Raw genomic sequence first — 17,883 nt, 5'->3', positions numbered from 1 at the left:
TCGTCTTGTTAATGATGTAGCCAGACGGTTGTTCGATACGTATTTCATCAGCTATGTCCTGGCCTGAGTGGTAAATCAATTATTCAGGCTGTGTGGGCTTATCCATTGCCCTTTCTTAATGGCTGGCTGACCGACTTCTGCTTTGCGCCTGTTATTTGCCCTATAGCTATAACTATTACGCGTTCTTCTATTCTACATGATGAGACGCATTATTATTACTTATCATTTGTCATGTTCGTAGCTTTTTATGTTACTGTTTTTATTTGAGGTGATGTTACCTGGTTACTCAATTTATGGCATTGCTGATGTTTGTGATGGAGCAGCCTATTTCGCGGGTGCCACGTTTTTTTATTCGATCCATCAGCCAACCGTTTTTCATAAGTTTAAGATACGAACGCCTTCCCCTAACACGGTAGCATCGCGAATCAGCCGGGCAACGCTACAAACATAAAAGCCCCTGATAGTCGCACTACCAGGGGCTCTTTAATGTAAATACTCGTCTATTTTATTGGCTCGACGGATGCTTCACCCTGCCATTCAGTATGGAAAACCCCGTCTTTATCAATCCGTTCATAGGTATGCGCGCCGAAGTAGTCGCGCTGGGCCTGAATCAGATTCGAGGGCATCCGGGACGACCGGAACGCGTCGAAATAACTCAGCGTGGCGGCATACGTTGGCAAAGCGATCCCCGCCGATAGGGCCGTCGAGACGACTGTACGAATTCCCGGTTGAGTTTCTTTGATAAGATCGGCCACACTGGGCGCTACCAGCAGATGTTCCAGTGAAGGATTTGCCGTGTACGCCTGTAGCATCGTTTCGAGGAACGCGGCCCGGATGATACAGCCCCCACGCCAGATTTTGGTAATACCCTCCAGATTCAGGTCGTAAGCGTTTTGAACCGATGCCGACGAGAGCAGGTGCATACCCTGAGCGTAGGTCGTAATCATAGAAAAGAAAAACGCCTGTTCCAGATTTTTCAGGAATGTATCCCGATCGACAGCTAATGTCTGTATGTCATCACCGTAAATACCGGCGGCTTCAACCCGCAGGGACTTGTATTTTGAAAGGTCACGCATCGAAACCGCACTGTCAATGGCCGGGATGGGCGTAACCATGTCCATGGCAACCTGTGAAGTCCATTTCCCGGTGCCTTTAGAGCGCGCTTCGTCCCGGATCATGTCCAGCAGGAGGTGATCGGTACCCGGCTCGCGGAAAGCGAAAATATCGCTCGTTACCTCCAGCAGGAACGATTGAAGCCGGCCCGCATTCCAGTCGGCAAAAACAGCACCGATGGCCTCATTATCCAGCTTCAAGCCTTTACGCAGCACTTCGTAGGTTTCGGCGATAAGCTGCATAATCGCGTACTCGATTCCGTTGTGGACCATTTTGACAAAGTGCCCGGCCGCTCCGGGTCCAATATAGGTCACGCAGGGATCACCGTTCACTTTGGCCGCCACCGCATCCAGAACCGGTTTTACGTACTGGTAGGCGGTTTTGTCGCCCCCGGGCATCATACTCGGCCCACGGCGTGCGCCTTCCTCTCCACCGGAAATACCCATCCCGAAGAAGTGAAGACCTATTGTCTGCAGGTCGGCATCCCGGCGGGTCGTATCGGTGAAATGGGAGTTGCCACCGTCAATAATAATATCACCTTTGTCGAGCAGGGGTACAAGTTCGGTGATCACGCTATCCACAATCTTACCCGCAGGCACCAGCATCATAATTACCCGCGGACTTTTGAGGCTGGCCACAAACGGCTCAATCTGGGAGAAACCTTTAACCTGATTCCCGGCTCCTTCTGTTTCCAACAATACCGACTGGGCCGGATTTTTATCGTAACCAGCCACAGCAAATCCGTGGTCGGCCATATTGAGTAAGAGGTTGCGACCCATCGTGCCAAGACCAATCATGCCAAATGTGAATTGGTCAGTGGGAGAATTAGTGTTCATACGCAGGAGAAAAACGGTTTAAATGTAATGAATTCAATTTATCAACTCGACGGCCTTTCGGTCATCAGTCCAGTCCATAACCAGGGAGTACGTTTAGCTGTGTTGGCACAAAGGTACAGTTAGACTTTTTGTATGCTGTCTTTTTTAGTTCCGTAAAGCCGCCTGGCAAATTGTTCCAGCGTCAATTCCTGAACGACAAGGTAGAAAACGACGCAAGTATACACGTTGAACGCCAGTAAATCCTTTATTTTTCGCGGCTTGCCTATCGGGCCATAAGCGGGCGCTGTGGCAGAAAAAGCAGATACACCCAACTAGGAACGGGCGAAAAAAGCAGATTGTTTGATAAAGATGGTCAACCGGCTCCTCATCGAGCCACGTATCCGTATGCGATTCAGTACGAGCTCATGATCTATGCCGAAACCACTTCGAACAGAATAGCTTTGAGGGCCACGAACAGAGGTTTACGATTCGCGAACAATTAGCTTCGTACAGGTCTAAATGTGTGTCTGCCTGCTGCCGAATTAGTTCTTATCAGGACCGCCATCCAGTTCCTGGCTTCGGCCCTGTAAACCCCCGGTGTGCACTGCTACAACGGTCGCACCTTCGGAAAAGTACCCTTGTCGGGCGAGGTCGTAAATGCCGTAGAGCATCTTTCCGGTGTAAACCTGTTCCAGCAGCACACCCGTTTTCTGCTCGAATGATCGAATAAAATCGAGTAGCTCCGGGGTCGTTTTGGCATAACCGCCAAGGTGATAATTAAAAAGGGTTGCCCCATCAGCGTCGAATCCTTTTAATACCCGAAATCCCAGCACATGTGTTTGTTCCGTTGCGGATTTTACTAAACCCGCCAACGTCCCTCCAGTGCCAACCGGGCAGCAAACGTAATCGGGAACCATACCCAACTGGCTTGTAATTTCGGGGATAATTTCGGCGGTACCCTGAACAGCCAGCTCATTAGTGCCACCTTCCGGAACGACATAACAGGGACCAAACGGGTCGATTAGTTGAGTCAGGTAGGCAGGAGTTTCTTTCTGTCGATATACTTCCCGGCTCACGAAATGAAGTGACATGCCGCACGACTGACAAAAGGCAAGGGTTTGGTTCAACGGTTTTCCGGCCAGTTCCTCCCCCCGCACGATGCCAATCGTCTGAAAACCGAAAGTCTGGCCTGCAGCAGCGGTGGCGTACAGATGATTGGAAAAAGCTCCGCCAAAGGTCAATACTGTCGAGTAACCCTGCTCCTGCGCAGCCAGCAAATTGTACTTGAGCTTACGCCACTTATTGCCCGATACCAGCGGATGCAGCAGATCATCCCGCTTAATCGACAGCTTGATGGCTACCGGTTCCGGAAACGGATCAACCAGCCGTTGAAGTGGCGAGTTTTGAGCCAAGTTGGCGAGTTTTCGGGCAAGTTCGCCCATAATCTGTATTTTTGTAGGTAAATGATTGACGAGCGGAGCTGAAAAGCCGCGAAGCAGCCGGTTGGTTTTAGCTGGAAAACAGCCCCCATCAACCAGCATCCCGGCCGCTTAACGTCAGCAAATCTGAGAAAATGGTAGCGGAAACGGAAGACGAATTACCCGAAGACGACGAATTATATGAACACCACCGGATTGTGGTGGATAAAGGCCAGAGTCTTCTGCGCATTGATCGATTCCTCATGGATCGACTACAGAATGCCACCCGCACCAAAATTCAGGCCGCTATCGACGCCGAATCGGTTCGGGTGAACGACAAGCCGACTAAAGCCAGCTACAAGATTAAACCGCTGGATGTTATTACCGTGTCCCTCGCCCACCCGCCCCGCGAAACGGATGTCAAGCCGGAGAATATTCCGCTCAACATTGTTTTTGAGGATGAGGATATCGTGGTGATTAATAAAGTAGCCGGTATGGTTGTGCACCCGGCCCACGGCAACTGGGATGGTACCCTGGTGAATGCGCTGGTTTACCACTTCCAGAATTTGCCTACCTCCCGAAACGGTGAAATCAGGCCGGGTCTGGTACACCGTATCGATAAAGACACATCGGGCCTGATGGTGATTGCTAAAACCGAATTTGCCATGACCTACCTGGCCCGGCAATTCTTTGAGCACACCATCGAACGAACGTATAATGCCCTGACCTGGGGAGTTCCCAACCCTCCTGTCGGTACCATTACAGGCTTCATCGGGCGGTCGATCAAAGACAGGAAAGTCCAGGCTATTTACGATGATGAATCGAAAGGGAAATGGGCCATCACTCACTACACCACGCTGGAAGAACTGGGCTATGTGGCTTTAGTGGAATGCAAACTGGAAACGGGCCGAACCCACCAGATCCGGGCGCATTTCAAGCACATCGGCAATCCATTATTTAACGATGCCATGTACGGGGGCGACCGAATTCTGCGCGGCACACCCGTTGGCAGTTATAAAGCCTTCGTCGAAAATGCGTTCAAGTTGTTGCCTCGGCAGGCTTTACATGCCAAATCGCTGGGATTTGCCCATCCCCGCACCAAAGAGTGGCTCCAGTTCGATTCAGACCTACCGGACGATTTCCAGGCAGCTCTGACGAAATGGAGAGGTAAAATGGAAAATCGTTCATCCCAAATGGATAATCAATAATTCAGCATTTTCGATCTCTTTCTCAACGCACTTCCTGATTATTCACCCTTTTTAGTTCACCACATTCACTGCCTACTCCATGATTTCAATTCGTCCCGGCACCCTCGAAGACATCCCTGAAGCTTACGAACTGGTTACCGAACTGGCCATTTACGAACGGGCCGCTGACCAGGTATCCAATACCGTCGAGCAAATGGCCATCGACGGTTTTGGCCCCAACCCTCTGTTCGGTATGATTATGGCCGAAGACTCCGATAGTAAAAAAATTGTCGGCATGGCGCTTTACTTCTTTCGGTATTCGACATGGAAAGGCAAGCGGCTTTATCTGGAAGATATTATTGTCACCGAAGCCTTCCGGGGATACGGCGTTGGCAAATTGTTGCTGGACGCCACCATTGAAACGGCTCGGGAAACCGGTTGTACGGGCATGATGTGGCAGGTACTCGATTGGAACGAACCCGCCATTGGCTTCTATAAACAGTTCGGCACCCGTTTCGACGACGGCTGGACCAACTGCCACCTGGACTTTTAAGGAGGTATTGATATTTAGTATTAGTATTAGGAGCGAGGAGTGAGGAGGGCTGACGCATGTATTGCTTTCGCGTCAGCTCTCCTCGCTCCCTGCTCCCATTACTGCCACGAATACCTTATCTTTGCCTTTCGAGCATAGACTGTTAGCATGACGTATCGTCAACGGAAAGCCGTCCGCATCGCGGGATGGGTATTTTTAAGTATTTTTTTACTGGCTCTCGTTGGAGCTGGCATTGCCTACGTTAAACGGGAAAGCCTGTTAAAAACAGCGCTCGAACGTGGAATTAAGAAGGCTAAACGGGATTATAACCTCAACGTTCGGATCGGATCAGCCAAATTTACCGGGCTGAGTTCGCTGGCTTTCACTGACATTAGTGTAGTTCCCGAAGATCGGGATAGCCTGGCCCGAATCCAGCGGGTGGAGCTGAACGTTCGGTTCTGGCCTCTGCTGGCGGGCAAAATTGGCCTGTCGGGTATGACCCTCGACAATGGGCTGATTCAGGTCATCAAGCGCGACTCACTCACCAACATCGATTTCCTACTCCACCGGAAACGGGATTCCACAGCGGTTGACAACACGGCTTCCGAAACACGTCGGCGGACAAATCTGGCCGATGTTGCCGAGAATCTTATCGACAATATCCTGTCTAAAATTCCCGATGATCTTCATGTCAACAATCTGGAATTCCGGGGCGTTGACATTGGAAATGATACCCTTAGCCTGCTTACGCAAACGGCTACGATCGACAATGAAAATGTCACGTCAACCATTAAGTTGAACGGCAATCAGGCCACATGGCACCTCGCCGGTACGGCAGACCCCAGCGATCGGGAGTATAACCTGGCTCTCTATGCCGAAGGGCAGAATGGTCGTCCCAGACCTATTGAACTGCCTTATATTCAGAAGAAATACAACCTGATGGTACAGGCCGATACGCTGCGGGCCGAATTGCGGGATGTGGATCGGTCGGGTGGCGAGTTCCGGCTCGAAGGGGCTGGCTCAGTACGAAACCTGCGGATCAATCACCCGGCCATTGCGCGTACCGATGTGCTGGTCAGCCGGGCGGCCATGGATGCCAACCTGTTTGTGGGTGAAAATTATGTGGGTGTCGATAGTACCTCCACCCTGCATCTGGGCGAGGTCAGTGCCCACCCTTTCCTAAAATACACCCTCCCCGACCCGGCCATACCCGATCAGGGAAAGGTGTATGACCTGCAGCTGCATACCGCCCCAATGGATGCACAGGCCGTTTTTAACTCCTTTCCGCAGGGGTTGTTTGAGTCGCTGGAGGGCATGCAGGTGGCCGGAAAAATCAAGTACGACCTGGCCTTTCATTTCGATACGGCACTTCCCGACTCGGTAAAATTCAATTCCGGCCTGACACAGGACAACTTCCGAATTGTTAAAATGGGCCAGACCGACTTCGAAGCCATCAACCGCCCGTTTGTCTATACCCCTTACGAAAAAGGCAAGCCCGTTCGAAACATTGTAGTTGGCCCCGAAAACCCGGACTATACCCCGATCAATCAGATTTCGCCCGACTTACGGAATGCCCTGTTAACATCCGAAGATTACAACTTCTTTACCCACAATGGATTCAACGAAAAAGCCTTTCGGGTATCCATTGCGACTAACTTCAAGGAAAAATCATTCAAACGGGGCGCCAGTACCATTTCGATGCAGCTCGTTAAAAACGTGTTTCTGAACCGGAATAAAACCCTGTCGCGTAAGGTCGAAGAAATCCTTATTGTGTGGCTGATCGAAAACGAACACATCGTACCCAAAGAGCGGATGTATGAGGTGTATCTGAACATCATTGAGTGGGGTAAGAACATTTATGGCATTGGCGAAGCCGCCCGCTATTATTTTGCCAAAACCCCTTCCGAACTCAATCTGGGTGAGAGCATCTTCCTGGCGTTCGTTGTACCACGCCCAAAAGCAGCGTTAAGCTGGTTCGTTCCGGATGGCACCCTTCAGGTACGCAATGTGCGCGGCTACTTTAAGTTGATTGGCCGTATCATGGCCCGCCGTGGCCTGACGACACCCGACTCGGGCGCTTATGGCTTCTACGATGTGCGACTTCGTCAGGGTCTCCGTCGGGAGGTGGCTCCGCTCGACTCCCTGTTTCAGGGTGATAGCTTGATCACCGACCCCGCCAACCCGAATATTGAAGAAGACGATGAAGAGGAAGGCGGAACGGGTATTGGCAACTTCTTCCGTAGGCTGTTTAAAGGCAAGAAAACTGACGATAAGAGCAGCACCGATGATCAATCGACGGTTCAGCCCGAACGTCGAACAACGCCCGAAGCCATTCCCGGTGAAGCTGTGCAGGCCGACACGGTTAAAACCCGAAAGCAACTTCGACAGGAAAGACGGGAGCGCAAACGGCGTGAAAAAGAAACGCAACAGGCCATGGAACGCCTTAATTAGTATATACTCAATCTATGAAAGCGCTTATCAGATTCCTCTTGATCGTCCTGGTTTTGGGCGGCATTGCCCTGTATGCCGTTTCCCGTTACAACAACACGTCGCTATCACCCAAAACAATCGACCTGGCCGTTAACTGTTCGGATATAACGAATGTACTGGTTACCTCAACGGTGAACGTCGAAGTTAAAAACCACTCCTTCCGTTCTCACAGCGGCATATCTGTGAAAATTGTTGCCTTCGATGAGGCCGGTAAGGTCCTGAAAGAAAAGTCCACAACATTCTCTCGGACACTTTTGCCCAACAGCTATTACGATAAGCCCGTCACCTTGCCCGCTGGCACCAAACGCTGTGATTGTACCATCGTTAGTTCCCAACCGGAATAAGAGACCAGTGTCGTGTATTTGTTGAAGCTTATTTATATTCAACAGAGGCCTTAACCAGCGATAAAACACCAGATTTCCTACGATCAGGAGAGTGTGTTACCAAACCAACTTGTTCTGCGATCGGCGGATGCAATGGAAATGGCGAAGTTTTAGGGGTGTTCGAATGCAGAAATCAGACTGACGGCGGCATGACGAGCCGAACCTGTGTACAACCAGCTATATCGTTCAGGCTTATACATTAGCGTCGGATGATGTATATGCCTTCCTCTATCGCCCCGTAATCGTCACGGCCGTTTTCCGGAAATCTTCTTTGTCAAGTTGATCGAGCAGGAAGGCGGCTACATCTGCCCGGCTGATCCGGGGAATGTCGAAAAGAGTAAAGGGCAAATGCTCGCCAAGGCGGTATTTTCGGGTTATGGGTCCGTTTGACAGACCCGTTGGCCGTACGATTGTCCAGTCGAGGTTGCTCTCCCTGACGAACTGTTCCTGCTTTTCTTTCTCGGCTATCACGCCACTCAACACCGTTTTCACAAACAGTTTGGTTGGCAGCGACGCTTCTTCATAACTCGAACCGACGCCCAGCGACGACACAACGAGCAGCCGCTTTATACCCGCCTTCGTCATGGCGTCAATCAGATATTTAGTACCTATTGCTACAGCTTCATCTTTCTGGCCAGGTCGGCTACCCAGCGAACAGATGACTGCATCCTGACGCCGAACGGCCGGCAGCAATGTTTCGGGTTGGAGCACATCGCCGGTAATAATCGTCAGATTCGGGTGCTGGCTTGTCAGTTTAGCGGGGTCGCGCACAAAGGCGGTTACGAAATGGCCTTGCTGAAGCGCCTGTTCAACCACCTGACGACCGGTTCCACCGGTAGCACCAATGACTAATAACTGCATAAAAAAAGCTGGTTTTGAGTAGTTATACAACCTCAAAACCAGCCATCCAGTTTATTTATTCGTGGTTCACCTACAGATCCAGCAAATCGGGGCGCCTGGTTCTCGTTCGCTCAAGGGCCTGTTCATGCCGCCATTCATCTATTTTTGCTTCGTGACCGGACAGCAAAATATCCGGAACGCGATGACCTTCAAATTCAGCGGGACGGGAATAGACGGGTGGTGCCAACAGGTTATCCTGAAAAGAATCCGTGAGGGCCGAGGTTTCGTCGTTCAAAACCCCCGGCAATAAACGAATGATCGCATCGGAAAGCACACAGGCCGCCAACTCCCCCCCCGACAGCACATAGTCGCCAATGCTGATTTCCTTCGTGATGAACATCTCCCGAACCCGCTCGTCGACGCCTTTGTAATGCCCGCACAGGATAATCAGGTTCTGCCGCAAGGATAAGGTATTTGTCGTTTGCTGGTTGAGTCGCTCGCCATCGGGTGTCATGTAGATCACCTCGTCATACGACCGAACCTCCTGCAACGACCGAATACAACGGGCAATGGGTTCGATCTGCATAACCATACCGGCACCGCCCCCAAAAGCATAGTCATCAACGCGCCGGTGCTTATCGGCGGTATAGTCGCGAAGATCGTGGACAACGACCTCCACGTAGCCCCCCTGTTGAGCCCGTTGCAAAATAGAATGGGCAAAAAAGCTATCCAGTAGGCGGGGCAGGCAGGTAATTATATCAATCCTCATCGGTATCGTCCTGGTCGCCGTTCACCTCTTCGCCCTCGCCGGGCTTGCTGTTATCTTCCATGTAAATCTCCAGCAGACCATCGGGCAAGGCTACGTTGAGCCGCTGGGTGGCCCGGTCAATGGTCCGTACAATGTCGCTGTTAATGGGAATAAGCACCTCTTTCCCCTGATAATCCATGGCAATCAGATCCTGAGCGTTCATGGCGTAAACACCCCGCACAACACCCAACTCACCCGCTTCGGCATCTACGACCTGATAACCGACAATCTCGTGAAAATAGAACCGGGTCTCATCTGTAATAGGCTCCAGCTCTTCCAGGGGCAGAAAAGCACCACAGTTGATCAGTCGCTCGGCCTGCTCAATGGTATCGACATCCTCAAACGCAATGATCGCACGGCTACCTTTTACGATAGCGATGGATTCAATAAAATATGGGATCAATTCTCCCTTTACTTCCAGCAACACAGATTCCAGATCGGCATATTCGGCCGGATTATCTACGTCCAGAAAAAGTACTAGCTCACCACTAACGCCATGCGTTTTGGTGATATGTCCTACCTGATAACAATCGTCTTTAGTCATATATAAAGCGGCTGGTGTGCCGGTGGGAATCTCGTGTGTTAAAGCAAAATGGATTTCTCCGGCGGTTTACCGGTTAGTCACGTTAGTTAATAGAAAGAGCCTGCTCATAGGTGAACAGGCTCTTTCATAACAGTTTCCGTCGAAAAATTATTCCGCAGCAGGAGCGTCCGTTGCAGGAGCCTCTTCAGCTACAGGCGTAGCGTCGGGGGCATCCGTTTCGTCAACAGCAGGGGCTGCTTCTTCAGCGACCGGTGCTTCAACAACTGGCTCTTCTACCTTGTTTTTCTTAGCGATTGCCTCCGCCCGTGCTTCGTTCACCTTTTTCTCCGCTTCCAGACGAGCAGCACGAGACTGTTCTTTGGTTTGCGATTTGGTGTCAGCAGCACTGGTTTTCCGGTTTTCTTTCTCGCCTTTCCAGGTCGCGTATTTCTCGTCGGCCTGTTCCTGTGTGATAGCGCCTTTGTTAACGCCTACCTGCAGGTGTTTGCGATACATGATGCCTTCGTGCGACAATACCGAACGAGCGGTATCCGTCGGCTGAGCACCAACCATGAGCCAGTAAACAGCCCGTTCCGACTTCAATACGACCGTCGAAGGGTCGGTGTTGGGGTTGTATGAACCGATTTTCTCAATGAACCGGCCATCGCGAGGAGAGGTTGACTCTGCGATCACGATGTCATACATCGCCATTTTCTTGCGTCCACGACGCGCTAAACGAATTTTAACAGCCATTTGTGCTTGTTTGTTTTTGACGGGAGACGCATCCCCCTTGTAAAACGTGGCCGCAAAGGTAAGAAAAAAATTTGAGGTTTCAAGATCAATGTTTCAGGCTTTTACGAACATTTGTCCGGTAAACCTAAAACATTGATCCTGAAACCTCAACGTAAAAAACCTTCGCAACACGAATCTATAAGCCGGGTTCTGTCATCCGGTAAAGCCTTTAAAACCTTACCCAACGGCCTATCATTTATCTGGGATGGTTGTCACCAACCACCTCGTTCGACCTACCCGCGTCGGTATACAAATCGCCCCCGGAGGATGGATCTGCAACGGGAACGGGCCGCCCCACGTCCGACGCTTATTTGGTCTTTCAGCCCCTAAGGTTTATCCTGCCCCGCTGGTCACCCACCGGGCGGTAGGCCCTTACCCCACCTTTTCACCCTTACCAACTCTAGTGAGTGAATGAGCGAATGAATGAGTAAGTGAATAAAAGCTTGCGCCAGCTATTCACTCATTCGCTCATTCACTCATTCACCATTAAAAATTGGCGGTATATTTTCTGTGACACTGGCTGTCGAACGGTCGTTCCCAATCGTCCGCCTTCCCGTTAGGAAGTAGGGTGCCCTGCGCTGCCCGGACTTTCCTCGCCTGATTGCTCAGACGCGATAAGCCGACTCGTGTTGCTTAGGGAGGGCAAAGTTACGACTATCCCCGAATAAAATTTGGGGATAGTCGTAACTTTGCCCGCTTCAGATGCTTCATTATTGGGGTAAATCTTCTGAATCGGGACCACTCCTACTGCAACCCCTCGACTTTTATATTGATTCGGCCACGAGCATTTACAACAGCCAGTAAAGCCGTGGGCGTCAGATATACCTGATCCGGTTTGATTTCGTCGATACGCCCGTTGATCGTGATTCCTTTTACAACCTGATTATTTTTAAGGCTTTCCTGCAACACCTTCTGCATATCGGCCAGCTGAGAGCCAACGGGTATCGTCAGCTGCTTTTCTAGCGTCCGGGCAAAGGTCCCTTTCAATAACCAACTCGCCGATTGCTGCAGGATATTCCGGGTATCCAGATCATATTTTAGCTCCTTCAGCGAAATTGTTTGCTCGACTGGGTCGTAGTAGGGACGCCCGCTCAAATAGATATCGCCGTTGATGGTTCCTTTCAAACCCGCTTTAATGATCAGGTTATCGTTCTGGCCGTACATATCCATACTGGTGATGGTGATGGAGTAGCGGTTATCGCTGAACGAAAACGACTTCCCGATAAATTCATCGCCCGCCAGTTTAGCGGCTTCGGAATAGCTGGCCTCGCTGAGCAGGCCGATCCGAAAATCATCCTTTACCTGCGACACCACCGTGAGGTCGGGCAGCGACACAGCGGGTTTCACCTCTGGTTTAGCACCCGTCGTGGTCAACGCAAACCCTTCAATACCAATGGTCGACCGGATAACGTGCCCCTCGAAACGAAGGGGTGTAATCAGTACCCGTTTGGGAACGACCTGCAAATAGGTCCGGTACTTCTCCGATAGCAGATACGGCTCCCGAAGTAAATTCCAGGCTTTCAGAACCGGTGTTCGCAGGTCGACATTCCGACGCACCTGTTGATCGAGTGTTTTGGTAATGCTGCCCAGGTTTTTGTCGATCATCCGGCCAACGAGGTTGGTGATCGGGATATTCACACCAACAAAACTCACCGTCGGTCGGCGTACCCACCCGTACCCATCCGGTTCGGTATGCGTGTTGACGGACCAGTCTTTATCGAGATCGAACTTTGTTTTAAAGCGCAGATCGATCTCAAATTCCGTCTCTTTATATTGAGTGAAGCCCAGCACCGACACGCCCGCTTTGACCCAGATACGCAGGGGCACCGTAAAATGAAAAAGACTATCCTGCGCATTGACCAGGATGGTGCCCCGCTTCCAGACCTTCGTCATGAACTGGTCATGATTGTTATCGTCGAGGCTGTTATCCTCATAGATCAGACCACTGACCTGTGCATTGATCTGTCGTTCAACATCGCCCAGCGCAATCGAAACGGGAACATGGGCCGTTGATAAAAAACGTTCATTCTGCACTTCCATTCGGGTGGTGTTATAAACTTCTTTAGGCGCTTTAGGATTCAGTCGATTACCGGATGGCTGACAAGATATTAACGTTTGCCACAGAAATACACTAAGAAGGCACAGAGCAATACGGTGGTTCCCCGGATGGTGAATAGTCGACACAAGGCCGGAGCCTTGCGCTATTTCAGCCTTATTTAAGCGTAACCTTGGTGGCACCATAACCAAACTTCTGTTTCTGGGCGTCTTCAAAAAATTTAACGTTCGGATGCTGGCCTAAACGCTTGTGAAGTTCGGTTCGCAGGGAGCCGCTGCCCAGGCCATGGATAAACGTAATGTCGCTCATACCGCTGGCAATGGCATTTTCAAGCGTCCGCTCAAAGGTATCCAGCTGCAGTTTGAGCAACTCTGCCGGATTGCGGTTGCCCGTTCCCTTGGGCAGGAGTTCGTCAATATGCAGATCGACAACGGCCGTAGGGCGCTCGATGGACACGGCACGTTCCGAATCAGATTTTGACTTGAGCATTTCGGCCCTTAGCTCATCGGGATGGATCGTTTTCGGCTGAGCACGGTTACTGCTCGGGCTTGCTGGCTGAGGCTGCTCACTTTCGGCATCCAGCTGCGTCATAAAACCGGGCTGGTTCAGCACCGGTGCCGTTGTTTTGTTTTTGAAGAATGTTGTGGCACGTGCCTTGAACCGTTTTACCAGCGGTGCCCGTAGGGTGGATTTCCCGGCTCTGAACCAAAGCCCCTGCACCACAAACGTAGGCCAGCTTTCGAAGGCAGCGTGGGTGTACATGTCGTTCATTTTCTGTTGCGACTTCGGCTTCAGCAAGCCACTATGCAATCCCCGAAACTGAACTCCGCCCCCAGCCCCCGCCGATTCTTCGCCCAGCACGTAGGCAAATTCCCAGTCGGTATTATTAATCAGGTGGAGCGTGTATTCCCGGTCATTGACGGGCATAAAGGCCAGATAGATTCCCTGATTCGACAGAATGGCCGGGGCTTTGGGCTCTACCGTCTTCTGGGGGGCATAAGAGCTGCTTTTGAGCAGTCGTTCAAATTCCAGGGGCGACACCGGCACCAGCTCCGACCGCATTACCGGAATGCGGAAACCATCTTCAATCTCGATTTCAATCATGCCGTCGGCCAGAAAACGCGACACGACTCCTTGTTCTTTTGCCCGGAGTAACCGGACTTTATCCCCTATATTCATACAATCAATGGCTATACGTCACGTGTCAACGACTTGTTTTGACAATGACTCGTCAAAAGTATAACGCATCTAACCAAAAATCCCTTCCTTTTTCAGCTAAAATCATTTCACATCCCGTCTCCAGTCTCCCCAAAAGGCAGGTCCTCAGTACTAGTCGGGCAGCCGCAGTGGCTCTTCGCTCCCCTCAATACCGTTATTATCTTTCAACGCCACACCGGTCAGCTGCAGCCGAAAAGCCGACTGGATCAGGTACATAAGCTTGTCGACGGTTAGGGTGGCGGATAAACCCTGTTCGCGGATGTTCGAAATGCAGTTCCGGCGTTCATCGGTCAGGCCGGGTCGGGGAGCGTAGGTAATGTACGCGCCCATGCTGTCGAATGAGCTGAGCCCCGGCCGCTCGCCAATGAACAGGATGGCTAAGCGGGGTTTGAGCCATTCACCAATGGCATCGGTAATAGCCACACGCCCCTGTTCGACCACCAGCAGCGGAGCCAGCGAATAACCCGCTTCCCGTATTTTTTCGACCAGTAAATGAACAACAGGTTCCGCGTTTTTCATGATGGCCGTAGCAGAAAGGCCATCCGCAATGATCAGGCTAATATCGGCCGGGGAGCTGTCGAGCTGTCGAAGCTGCTCGGCGGACTCCGGTGCCAACTGTCGACCAAAATCAGGGCGCTGGAGGTAAGTGTCGCGGTTGGCCGCCTGGCTTCGCAATTTATACACTGGCAGACCTGTTTGTGCTAACGTCGTCGTTAATGCGTCCGTATCCAGTTGGGAATAAACAGCGTCTTTGGCATGGGCGTGGGCCAATTTGAACAGCAGAGACTCTTTCAATGGCACAGAGACGCCGGTTTTCCCCAAGGCAATCCGCGCATTGGTAAAATGCTTCAGCGACTCCCACTCATCGGTTTCAATACCTGTTTTTGTCATCGGGTAATGGGGTAATGGGCCAGGTGCATAGCGTTATGGGTAAAGGGCGGCAAGAAGTTGTTTTTGTTGACCACCTGACAGGCGGTTTCCGATGCTATCCATGATTCCCTGCCGAAGGAGCCATTCTTCAAACTCAGGAGCCGGCCGCAATCCCAGTACCCGCCGAAGGTAGAGAGCATCGTGAAACGAGGTCGACTGGTAGTTAAGCATAATGTCGTCTGCACCCGGAATCCCCATAATGAAGTTGATACCAGCCACGCCCAGCAGCGTGAGCAAGGTATCCATATCGTCCTGATCGGCCTGAGCGTGATTGGTGTAGCAAATATCCATGCCCATGGGTAAACCCAGCAGTTTGCCGCAAAAATGATCTTCCAGCCCGGCTCGGATGATCTGTTTCCCGTCGAACAAATACTCAGGGCCGATAAACCCAACCACGGAGTTCACCAAAAACGGCTGGTAGGCGCGAGCGACAGCATAGGCGCGGGCTTCGCAGGTTTGCTGGTCGACCTGATGATGCCCACCCGACGACAGGGCACTCCCCTGCCCCGTTTCAAAATACATAACATTGTTACCCACCGTACCCCGGTTAAGCGAAAGACCCGCTTCATAGGCTTCCTGCAATAGCGAAAGCGAAACCCCAAAACTGGCGTTTGCTTTTTCGGTACCGGCAATGGACTGGAAAACCAGATCAACGGGCACTTGCTGTTCAATCAGTTGCAGGGTGGTGGTGATGTGGCTCAGCACGCAGTTCTGGGTTGGCATGTCGAACCGTTCGCGCAGGCTGTCGAGCATGTAAAGTAAACGGGCGGTTGCCGCCGGGCTGTCGGTGGCTGGGTTTATGCCGATCATCGCATCGCCACTCCCATACAGCAGGCCGTCGATCAGGCTGGCCGCTATCCCTTTGGCGTCGTCGGTGGGGTGATTGGGCTGTAACCTGACCGACAGATGACCCCTCAGCCCCTGGGTGTTTCTAAACCGGGTAATCACTTCGCACTTTTTTGCAACCAGAATTAAGTCCTGGTTCCGCATCAGCTTCGACACGGCGGCTACCATTTCGGGTGTTAGACCGGGGGCGAGTTGTTGCAGAGCCGTCGTACTGGCGGCATCACTCAACAGCCAGTCGCGCAGTTCGCCAACGGTAAAATGGCTCACCGGAGCAAACGCAGCCCGGTCGTGCGCGTCCATAATCAGGCGCGTCACCTCATCCGATTCGTAAGGAATGACAGCCTCGTTCAGAAACGTCGACAGTGGTACATCGGCCAGCGCCATTTGCGCGGCAACCCGTTCTTCGTAACTATCGGCCACCAGCCCTGCCAGCACATCGCCCGACCGCAGCGGACTTGCTTTGGCCAGCAGTTCTTTCAGGTCGGCAAACCGATATGTGAAATTGCCAATAGTAAACGGATAGGCCATTTTTCGCTTGTTTACAGTCTTTCCCCTATTCCACTACCTTCACGCTCATTTCTTCCTCCCAGGCCTGCCTGATTTTTCCGTACCGCCCGGAAAGGTAGAAGACGCCCATGATCAGAACCAGTCCGCCGAAAAACAGGAGACTGAGCCAGCTGTAAAAGTAGATCATGGCACACAGGGTAACTACAGCCAGCAGCAGGGCTACCGCCGGAAAATACGGGTACAAGGGTGCTTTAAAGGAACGCGGCAAGCCGGGCTGCGTTTGCCGAAGCCGAAACAACGACAGCATGCTGATGATGTAGACAACCACCGCCCCAATGGTGGAAAGAATCACCAGTTTGCTGGTATCCAGCGACAGCAGCGCGACGATGCCAAACACAGCCCCGGCCAGCAGTGCCCAGACCGGCACTTTCCGCGTTGGGCTGACCTGCGCCAAAGTACAGGGTAGGTAGCCGCTCCGGGCGAGGGCGAAAATCTGGCGGGAGTAACTGATGATGATGCCGTGAAAGGACGCGATCAGCCCGAAGAGGCCCACACTGGCAAAGAATTTCGTGAGTGGATTTTGCCGCCCCAGCACTATTGCAATGGCTTCGGGCATGGGGTAATCCAGGTGATCGAGGTTTTCCCATTGGGTAATGCCGCCCACGCTGATCATGACCGTGAGGGCCAGAAACGTTAATGTCAGCACCGCGGAGATGTACCCTTTGGCAATGGTATTCTTGCCGTCTTTCACCTCTTCGGCCACCATAGCTATACCCTCCAGGCATACAAAAAGCCAGATGGCGAATGGCAAAGCCGCAAACACCCCCGACCAGCCAAAGGGCATAGGGTTATGCAAAAAGGTATCAAAACTTGTGTGCGGATAGACCACGCCGATGAACAGCAGCAGTTCGCCAATGGCGATGATGGTCATGATCAGCGAAAACCAGGCTGCTTCTTTGATGCCCAGCAGGTTGATGAGCGTAAAGACGACAAACGAACCAACCGAACTCCAGACCACCGGCACCGTTGGATACAGAAAGTGAATGTAGCTGCCCAGTGCCAGCGCAATGGCGGGAGTAGCAAACAGAAACTCGATGAGGGTAGCGTAACCCGCCAGCAAAGCGCCCAAAGGACCGAAGGCCTGCAGGGCATAGGCAAAGGGCCCACCCGCATTGGGAATAGCCGTGGTGAGTTCGGTAAAACTGAAAATGAACGTAAAATAGAGTAACGTAATGATCAGCGTGGCGATGAGCAGGCCCACCGTTCCGGCAACACCCCAGCCGTAGTTCCAGCCAAAGTATTCACCGGAGATGACCAGGCCAACGCCAATAGCCCATAAATGAACCGGCGTCAACGCTTTTTTGAGTGTTGGGGCATCTTTTGGCATCCGTATCGTTCGTAAGTTGTATCCAGGCCGTCTTGGGC

Annotated in this window: 15 protein-coding genes and 1 other RNA gene; 4 read left to right on the top strand and 12 right to left on the bottom strand. The window is 51.8% G+C overall.

Annotation, left to right across the window (positions count from 1 at the left end):
- Positions 1-500: 500 nt before the first annotated feature.
- Positions 501-1,949, bottom strand: a complete 1,449-nt coding sequence (gndA, locus tag ACYVK4_RS12950) for an NADP-dependent phosphogluconate dehydrogenase (RefSeq protein ID WP_461127934.1) — start codon at positions 1,947-1,949, stop codon at positions 501-503.
- Between the two features lie 521 nt (positions 1,950-2,470).
- On the bottom strand, positions 2,471-3,370 hold the full coding sequence (locus ACYVK4_RS12945) for a 1-aminocyclopropane-1-carboxylate deaminase/D-cysteine desulfhydrase (protein ID WP_461127933.1): 900 nt from the start codon (positions 3,368-3,370) through the stop codon (positions 2,471-2,473).
- 131 nt (positions 3,371-3,501) lie between these two features.
- On the opposite strand from ACYVK4_RS12945, the gene ACYVK4_RS12940 reads away from it, so the two are divergent.
- The 4 genes from ACYVK4_RS12940 (at position 3,502) to ACYVK4_RS12925 (ending at position 7,899) form a co-directional block, all read left to right on the top strand.
- Complete coding sequence (locus tag ACYVK4_RS12940; protein ID WP_461127932.1) at positions 3,502-4,554, top strand: RluA family pseudouridine synthase; 1,053 nt, start codon at positions 3,502-3,504, stop codon at positions 4,552-4,554.
- 79 nt (positions 4,555-4,633) lie between these two features.
- A complete protein-coding gene (locus ACYVK4_RS12935; RefSeq protein WP_461127931.1) occupies positions 4,634-5,086 on the top strand; it encodes a GNAT family N-acetyltransferase in 453 nt (150 codons plus the stop codon).
- Positions 5,087-5,233: 147 nt separating this feature from the next.
- Entirely contained in the window at positions 5,234-7,516 is a 2,283-nt protein-coding gene (locus ACYVK4_RS12930; protein ID WP_461127930.1) for a transglycosylase domain-containing protein, read from the top strand.
- A 14-nt stretch (positions 7,517-7,530) separates the two neighbouring features.
- Positions 7,531-7,899 carry a hypothetical protein gene (locus ACYVK4_RS12925; protein WP_461127929.1) on the top strand — a complete coding sequence of 123 codons (369 nt, stop codon included), beginning with the start codon at positions 7,531-7,533 and terminating at the stop codon, positions 7,897-7,899.
- 267 nt (positions 7,900-8,166) lie between these two features.
- Here ACYVK4_RS12925 and ACYVK4_RS12920 read toward each other — a convergent pair whose 3' ends face one another.
- The 10 genes from ACYVK4_RS12920 to eat all read right to left on the bottom strand — a co-directional run bounded on the left by ACYVK4_RS12920 (position 8,167) and on the right by eat (position 17,845).
- Positions 8,167-8,799, bottom strand: a complete 633-nt coding sequence (locus tag ACYVK4_RS12920; RefSeq protein ID WP_461127928.1) for an NAD(P)-dependent oxidoreductase — start codon at positions 8,797-8,799, stop codon at positions 8,167-8,169.
- Positions 8,800-8,869: 70 nt separating this feature from the next.
- Positions 8,870-9,547 (bottom strand): tRNA (guanosine(37)-N1)-methyltransferase TrmD, encoded by a 678-nt coding sequence (trmD, locus tag ACYVK4_RS12915; RefSeq protein ID WP_461127927.1) that lies wholly within the window; start codon positions 9,545-9,547, stop codon positions 8,870-8,872.
- Positions 9,537-10,130 (bottom strand): ribosome maturation factor RimM, encoded by a 594-nt coding sequence (gene rimM, locus ACYVK4_RS12910; protein ID WP_461127926.1) that lies wholly within the window; start codon positions 10,128-10,130, stop codon positions 9,537-9,539. Before rimM ends, trmD begins: the two co-directional genes overlap by 11 nt.
- Positions 10,131-10,277: 147 nt before the next feature.
- Complete coding sequence (locus tag ACYVK4_RS12905; protein ID WP_461127925.1) at positions 10,278-10,862, bottom strand: 30S ribosomal protein S16; 585 nt, start codon at positions 10,860-10,862, stop codon at positions 10,278-10,280.
- Between the two features lie 162 nt (positions 10,863-11,024).
- Positions 11,025-11,532, bottom strand: an RNA gene (gene rnpB, locus ACYVK4_RS12900) — RNase P RNA component class A.
- 113 nt (positions 11,533-11,645) lie between these two features.
- Entirely contained in the window at positions 11,646-12,941 is a 1,296-nt protein-coding gene (locus tag ACYVK4_RS12895) for a DUF4403 family protein (protein WP_461127924.1), read from the bottom strand.
- A 172-nt stretch (positions 12,942-13,113) separates the two neighbouring features.
- Complete coding sequence (locus ACYVK4_RS12890; RefSeq protein WP_461127923.1) at positions 13,114-14,136, bottom strand: Smr/MutS family protein; 1,023 nt, start codon at positions 14,134-14,136, stop codon at positions 13,114-13,116.
- 150 nt (positions 14,137-14,286) lie between these two features.
- Positions 14,287-15,066 carry an ethanolamine ammonia-lyase subunit EutC gene (gene eutC / locus ACYVK4_RS12885; protein ID WP_461127922.1) on the bottom strand — a complete coding sequence of 260 codons (780 nt, stop codon included), beginning with the start codon at positions 15,064-15,066 and terminating at the stop codon, positions 14,287-14,289.
- Positions 15,067-15,099: 33 nt separating this feature from the next.
- Positions 15,100-16,479, bottom strand: coding sequence for an ethanolamine ammonia-lyase subunit EutB (locus ACYVK4_RS12880; RefSeq protein ID WP_461127921.1), 1,380 nt, complete (start codon positions 16,477-16,479; stop codon positions 15,100-15,102).
- A gap of 25 nt (positions 16,480-16,504) precedes the next feature.
- Positions 16,505-17,845, bottom strand: a complete 1,341-nt coding sequence (eat, locus tag ACYVK4_RS12875) for an ethanolamine permease (RefSeq protein WP_461127920.1) — start codon at positions 17,843-17,845, stop codon at positions 16,505-16,507.
- Positions 17,846-17,883: the final 38 nt, after the last annotated feature.

This window comes from Spirosoma aerophilum, from assembly GCF_054782495.1.
The sequence above is the reverse complement of the archived record's forward strand: the minus strand, read 5'-3'. Positions and strand labels throughout refer to the sequence as shown.

Coding starts and splice junctions, on each gene's coding strand:
- eat (WP_461127920.1), bottom strand. CDS start 17,845: ATGCCAAAAGATGCCCCAACACTCAAAAAAGCGTTGACGCCGGTTCAT.
- ACYVK4_RS12905 (WP_461127925.1), bottom strand. CDS start 10,862: ATGGCTGTTAAAATTCGTTTAGCGCGTCGTGGACGCAAGAAAATGGCG.
- trmD (WP_461127927.1), bottom strand. CDS start 9,547: ATGAGGATTGATATAATTACCTGCCTGCCCCGCCTACTGGATAGCTTT.
- ACYVK4_RS12880 (WP_461127921.1), bottom strand. CDS start 16,479: ATGGCCTATCCGTTTACTATTGGCAATTTCACATATCGGTTTGCCGAC.
- ACYVK4_RS12930 (WP_461127930.1), top strand. CDS start 5,234: ATGACGTATCGTCAACGGAAAGCCGTCCGCATCGCGGGATGGGTATTT.
- ACYVK4_RS12945 (WP_461127933.1), bottom strand. CDS start 3,370: ATGGGCGAACTTGCCCGAAAACTCGCCAACTTGGCTCAAAACTCGCCA.
- ACYVK4_RS12890 (WP_461127923.1), bottom strand. CDS start 14,136: ATGAATATAGGGGATAAAGTCCGGTTACTCCGGGCAAAAGAACAAGGA.
- eutC (WP_461127922.1), bottom strand. CDS start 15,066: ATGACAAAAACAGGTATTGAAACCGATGAGTGGGAGTCGCTGAAGCAT.
- ACYVK4_RS12920 (WP_461127928.1), bottom strand. CDS start 8,799: ATGCAGTTATTAGTCATTGGTGCTACCGGTGGAACCGGTCGTCAGGTG.
- ACYVK4_RS12895 (WP_461127924.1), bottom strand. CDS start 12,941: ATGGAAGTGCAGAATGAACGTTTTTTATCAACGGCCCATGTTCCCGTT.
- ACYVK4_RS12940 (WP_461127932.1), top strand. CDS start 3,502: ATGGTAGCGGAAACGGAAGACGAATTACCCGAAGACGACGAATTATAT.
- ACYVK4_RS12925 (WP_461127929.1), top strand. CDS start 7,531: ATGAAAGCGCTTATCAGATTCCTCTTGATCGTCCTGGTTTTGGGCGGC.
- gndA (WP_461127934.1), bottom strand. CDS start 1,949: ATGAACACTAATTCTCCCACTGACCAATTCACATTTGGCATGATTGGT.
- rimM (WP_461127926.1), bottom strand. CDS start 10,130: ATGACTAAAGACGATTGTTATCAGGTAGGACATATCACCAAAACGCAT.
- ACYVK4_RS12935 (WP_461127931.1), top strand. CDS start 4,634: ATGATTTCAATTCGTCCCGGCACCCTCGAAGACATCCCTGAAGCTTAC.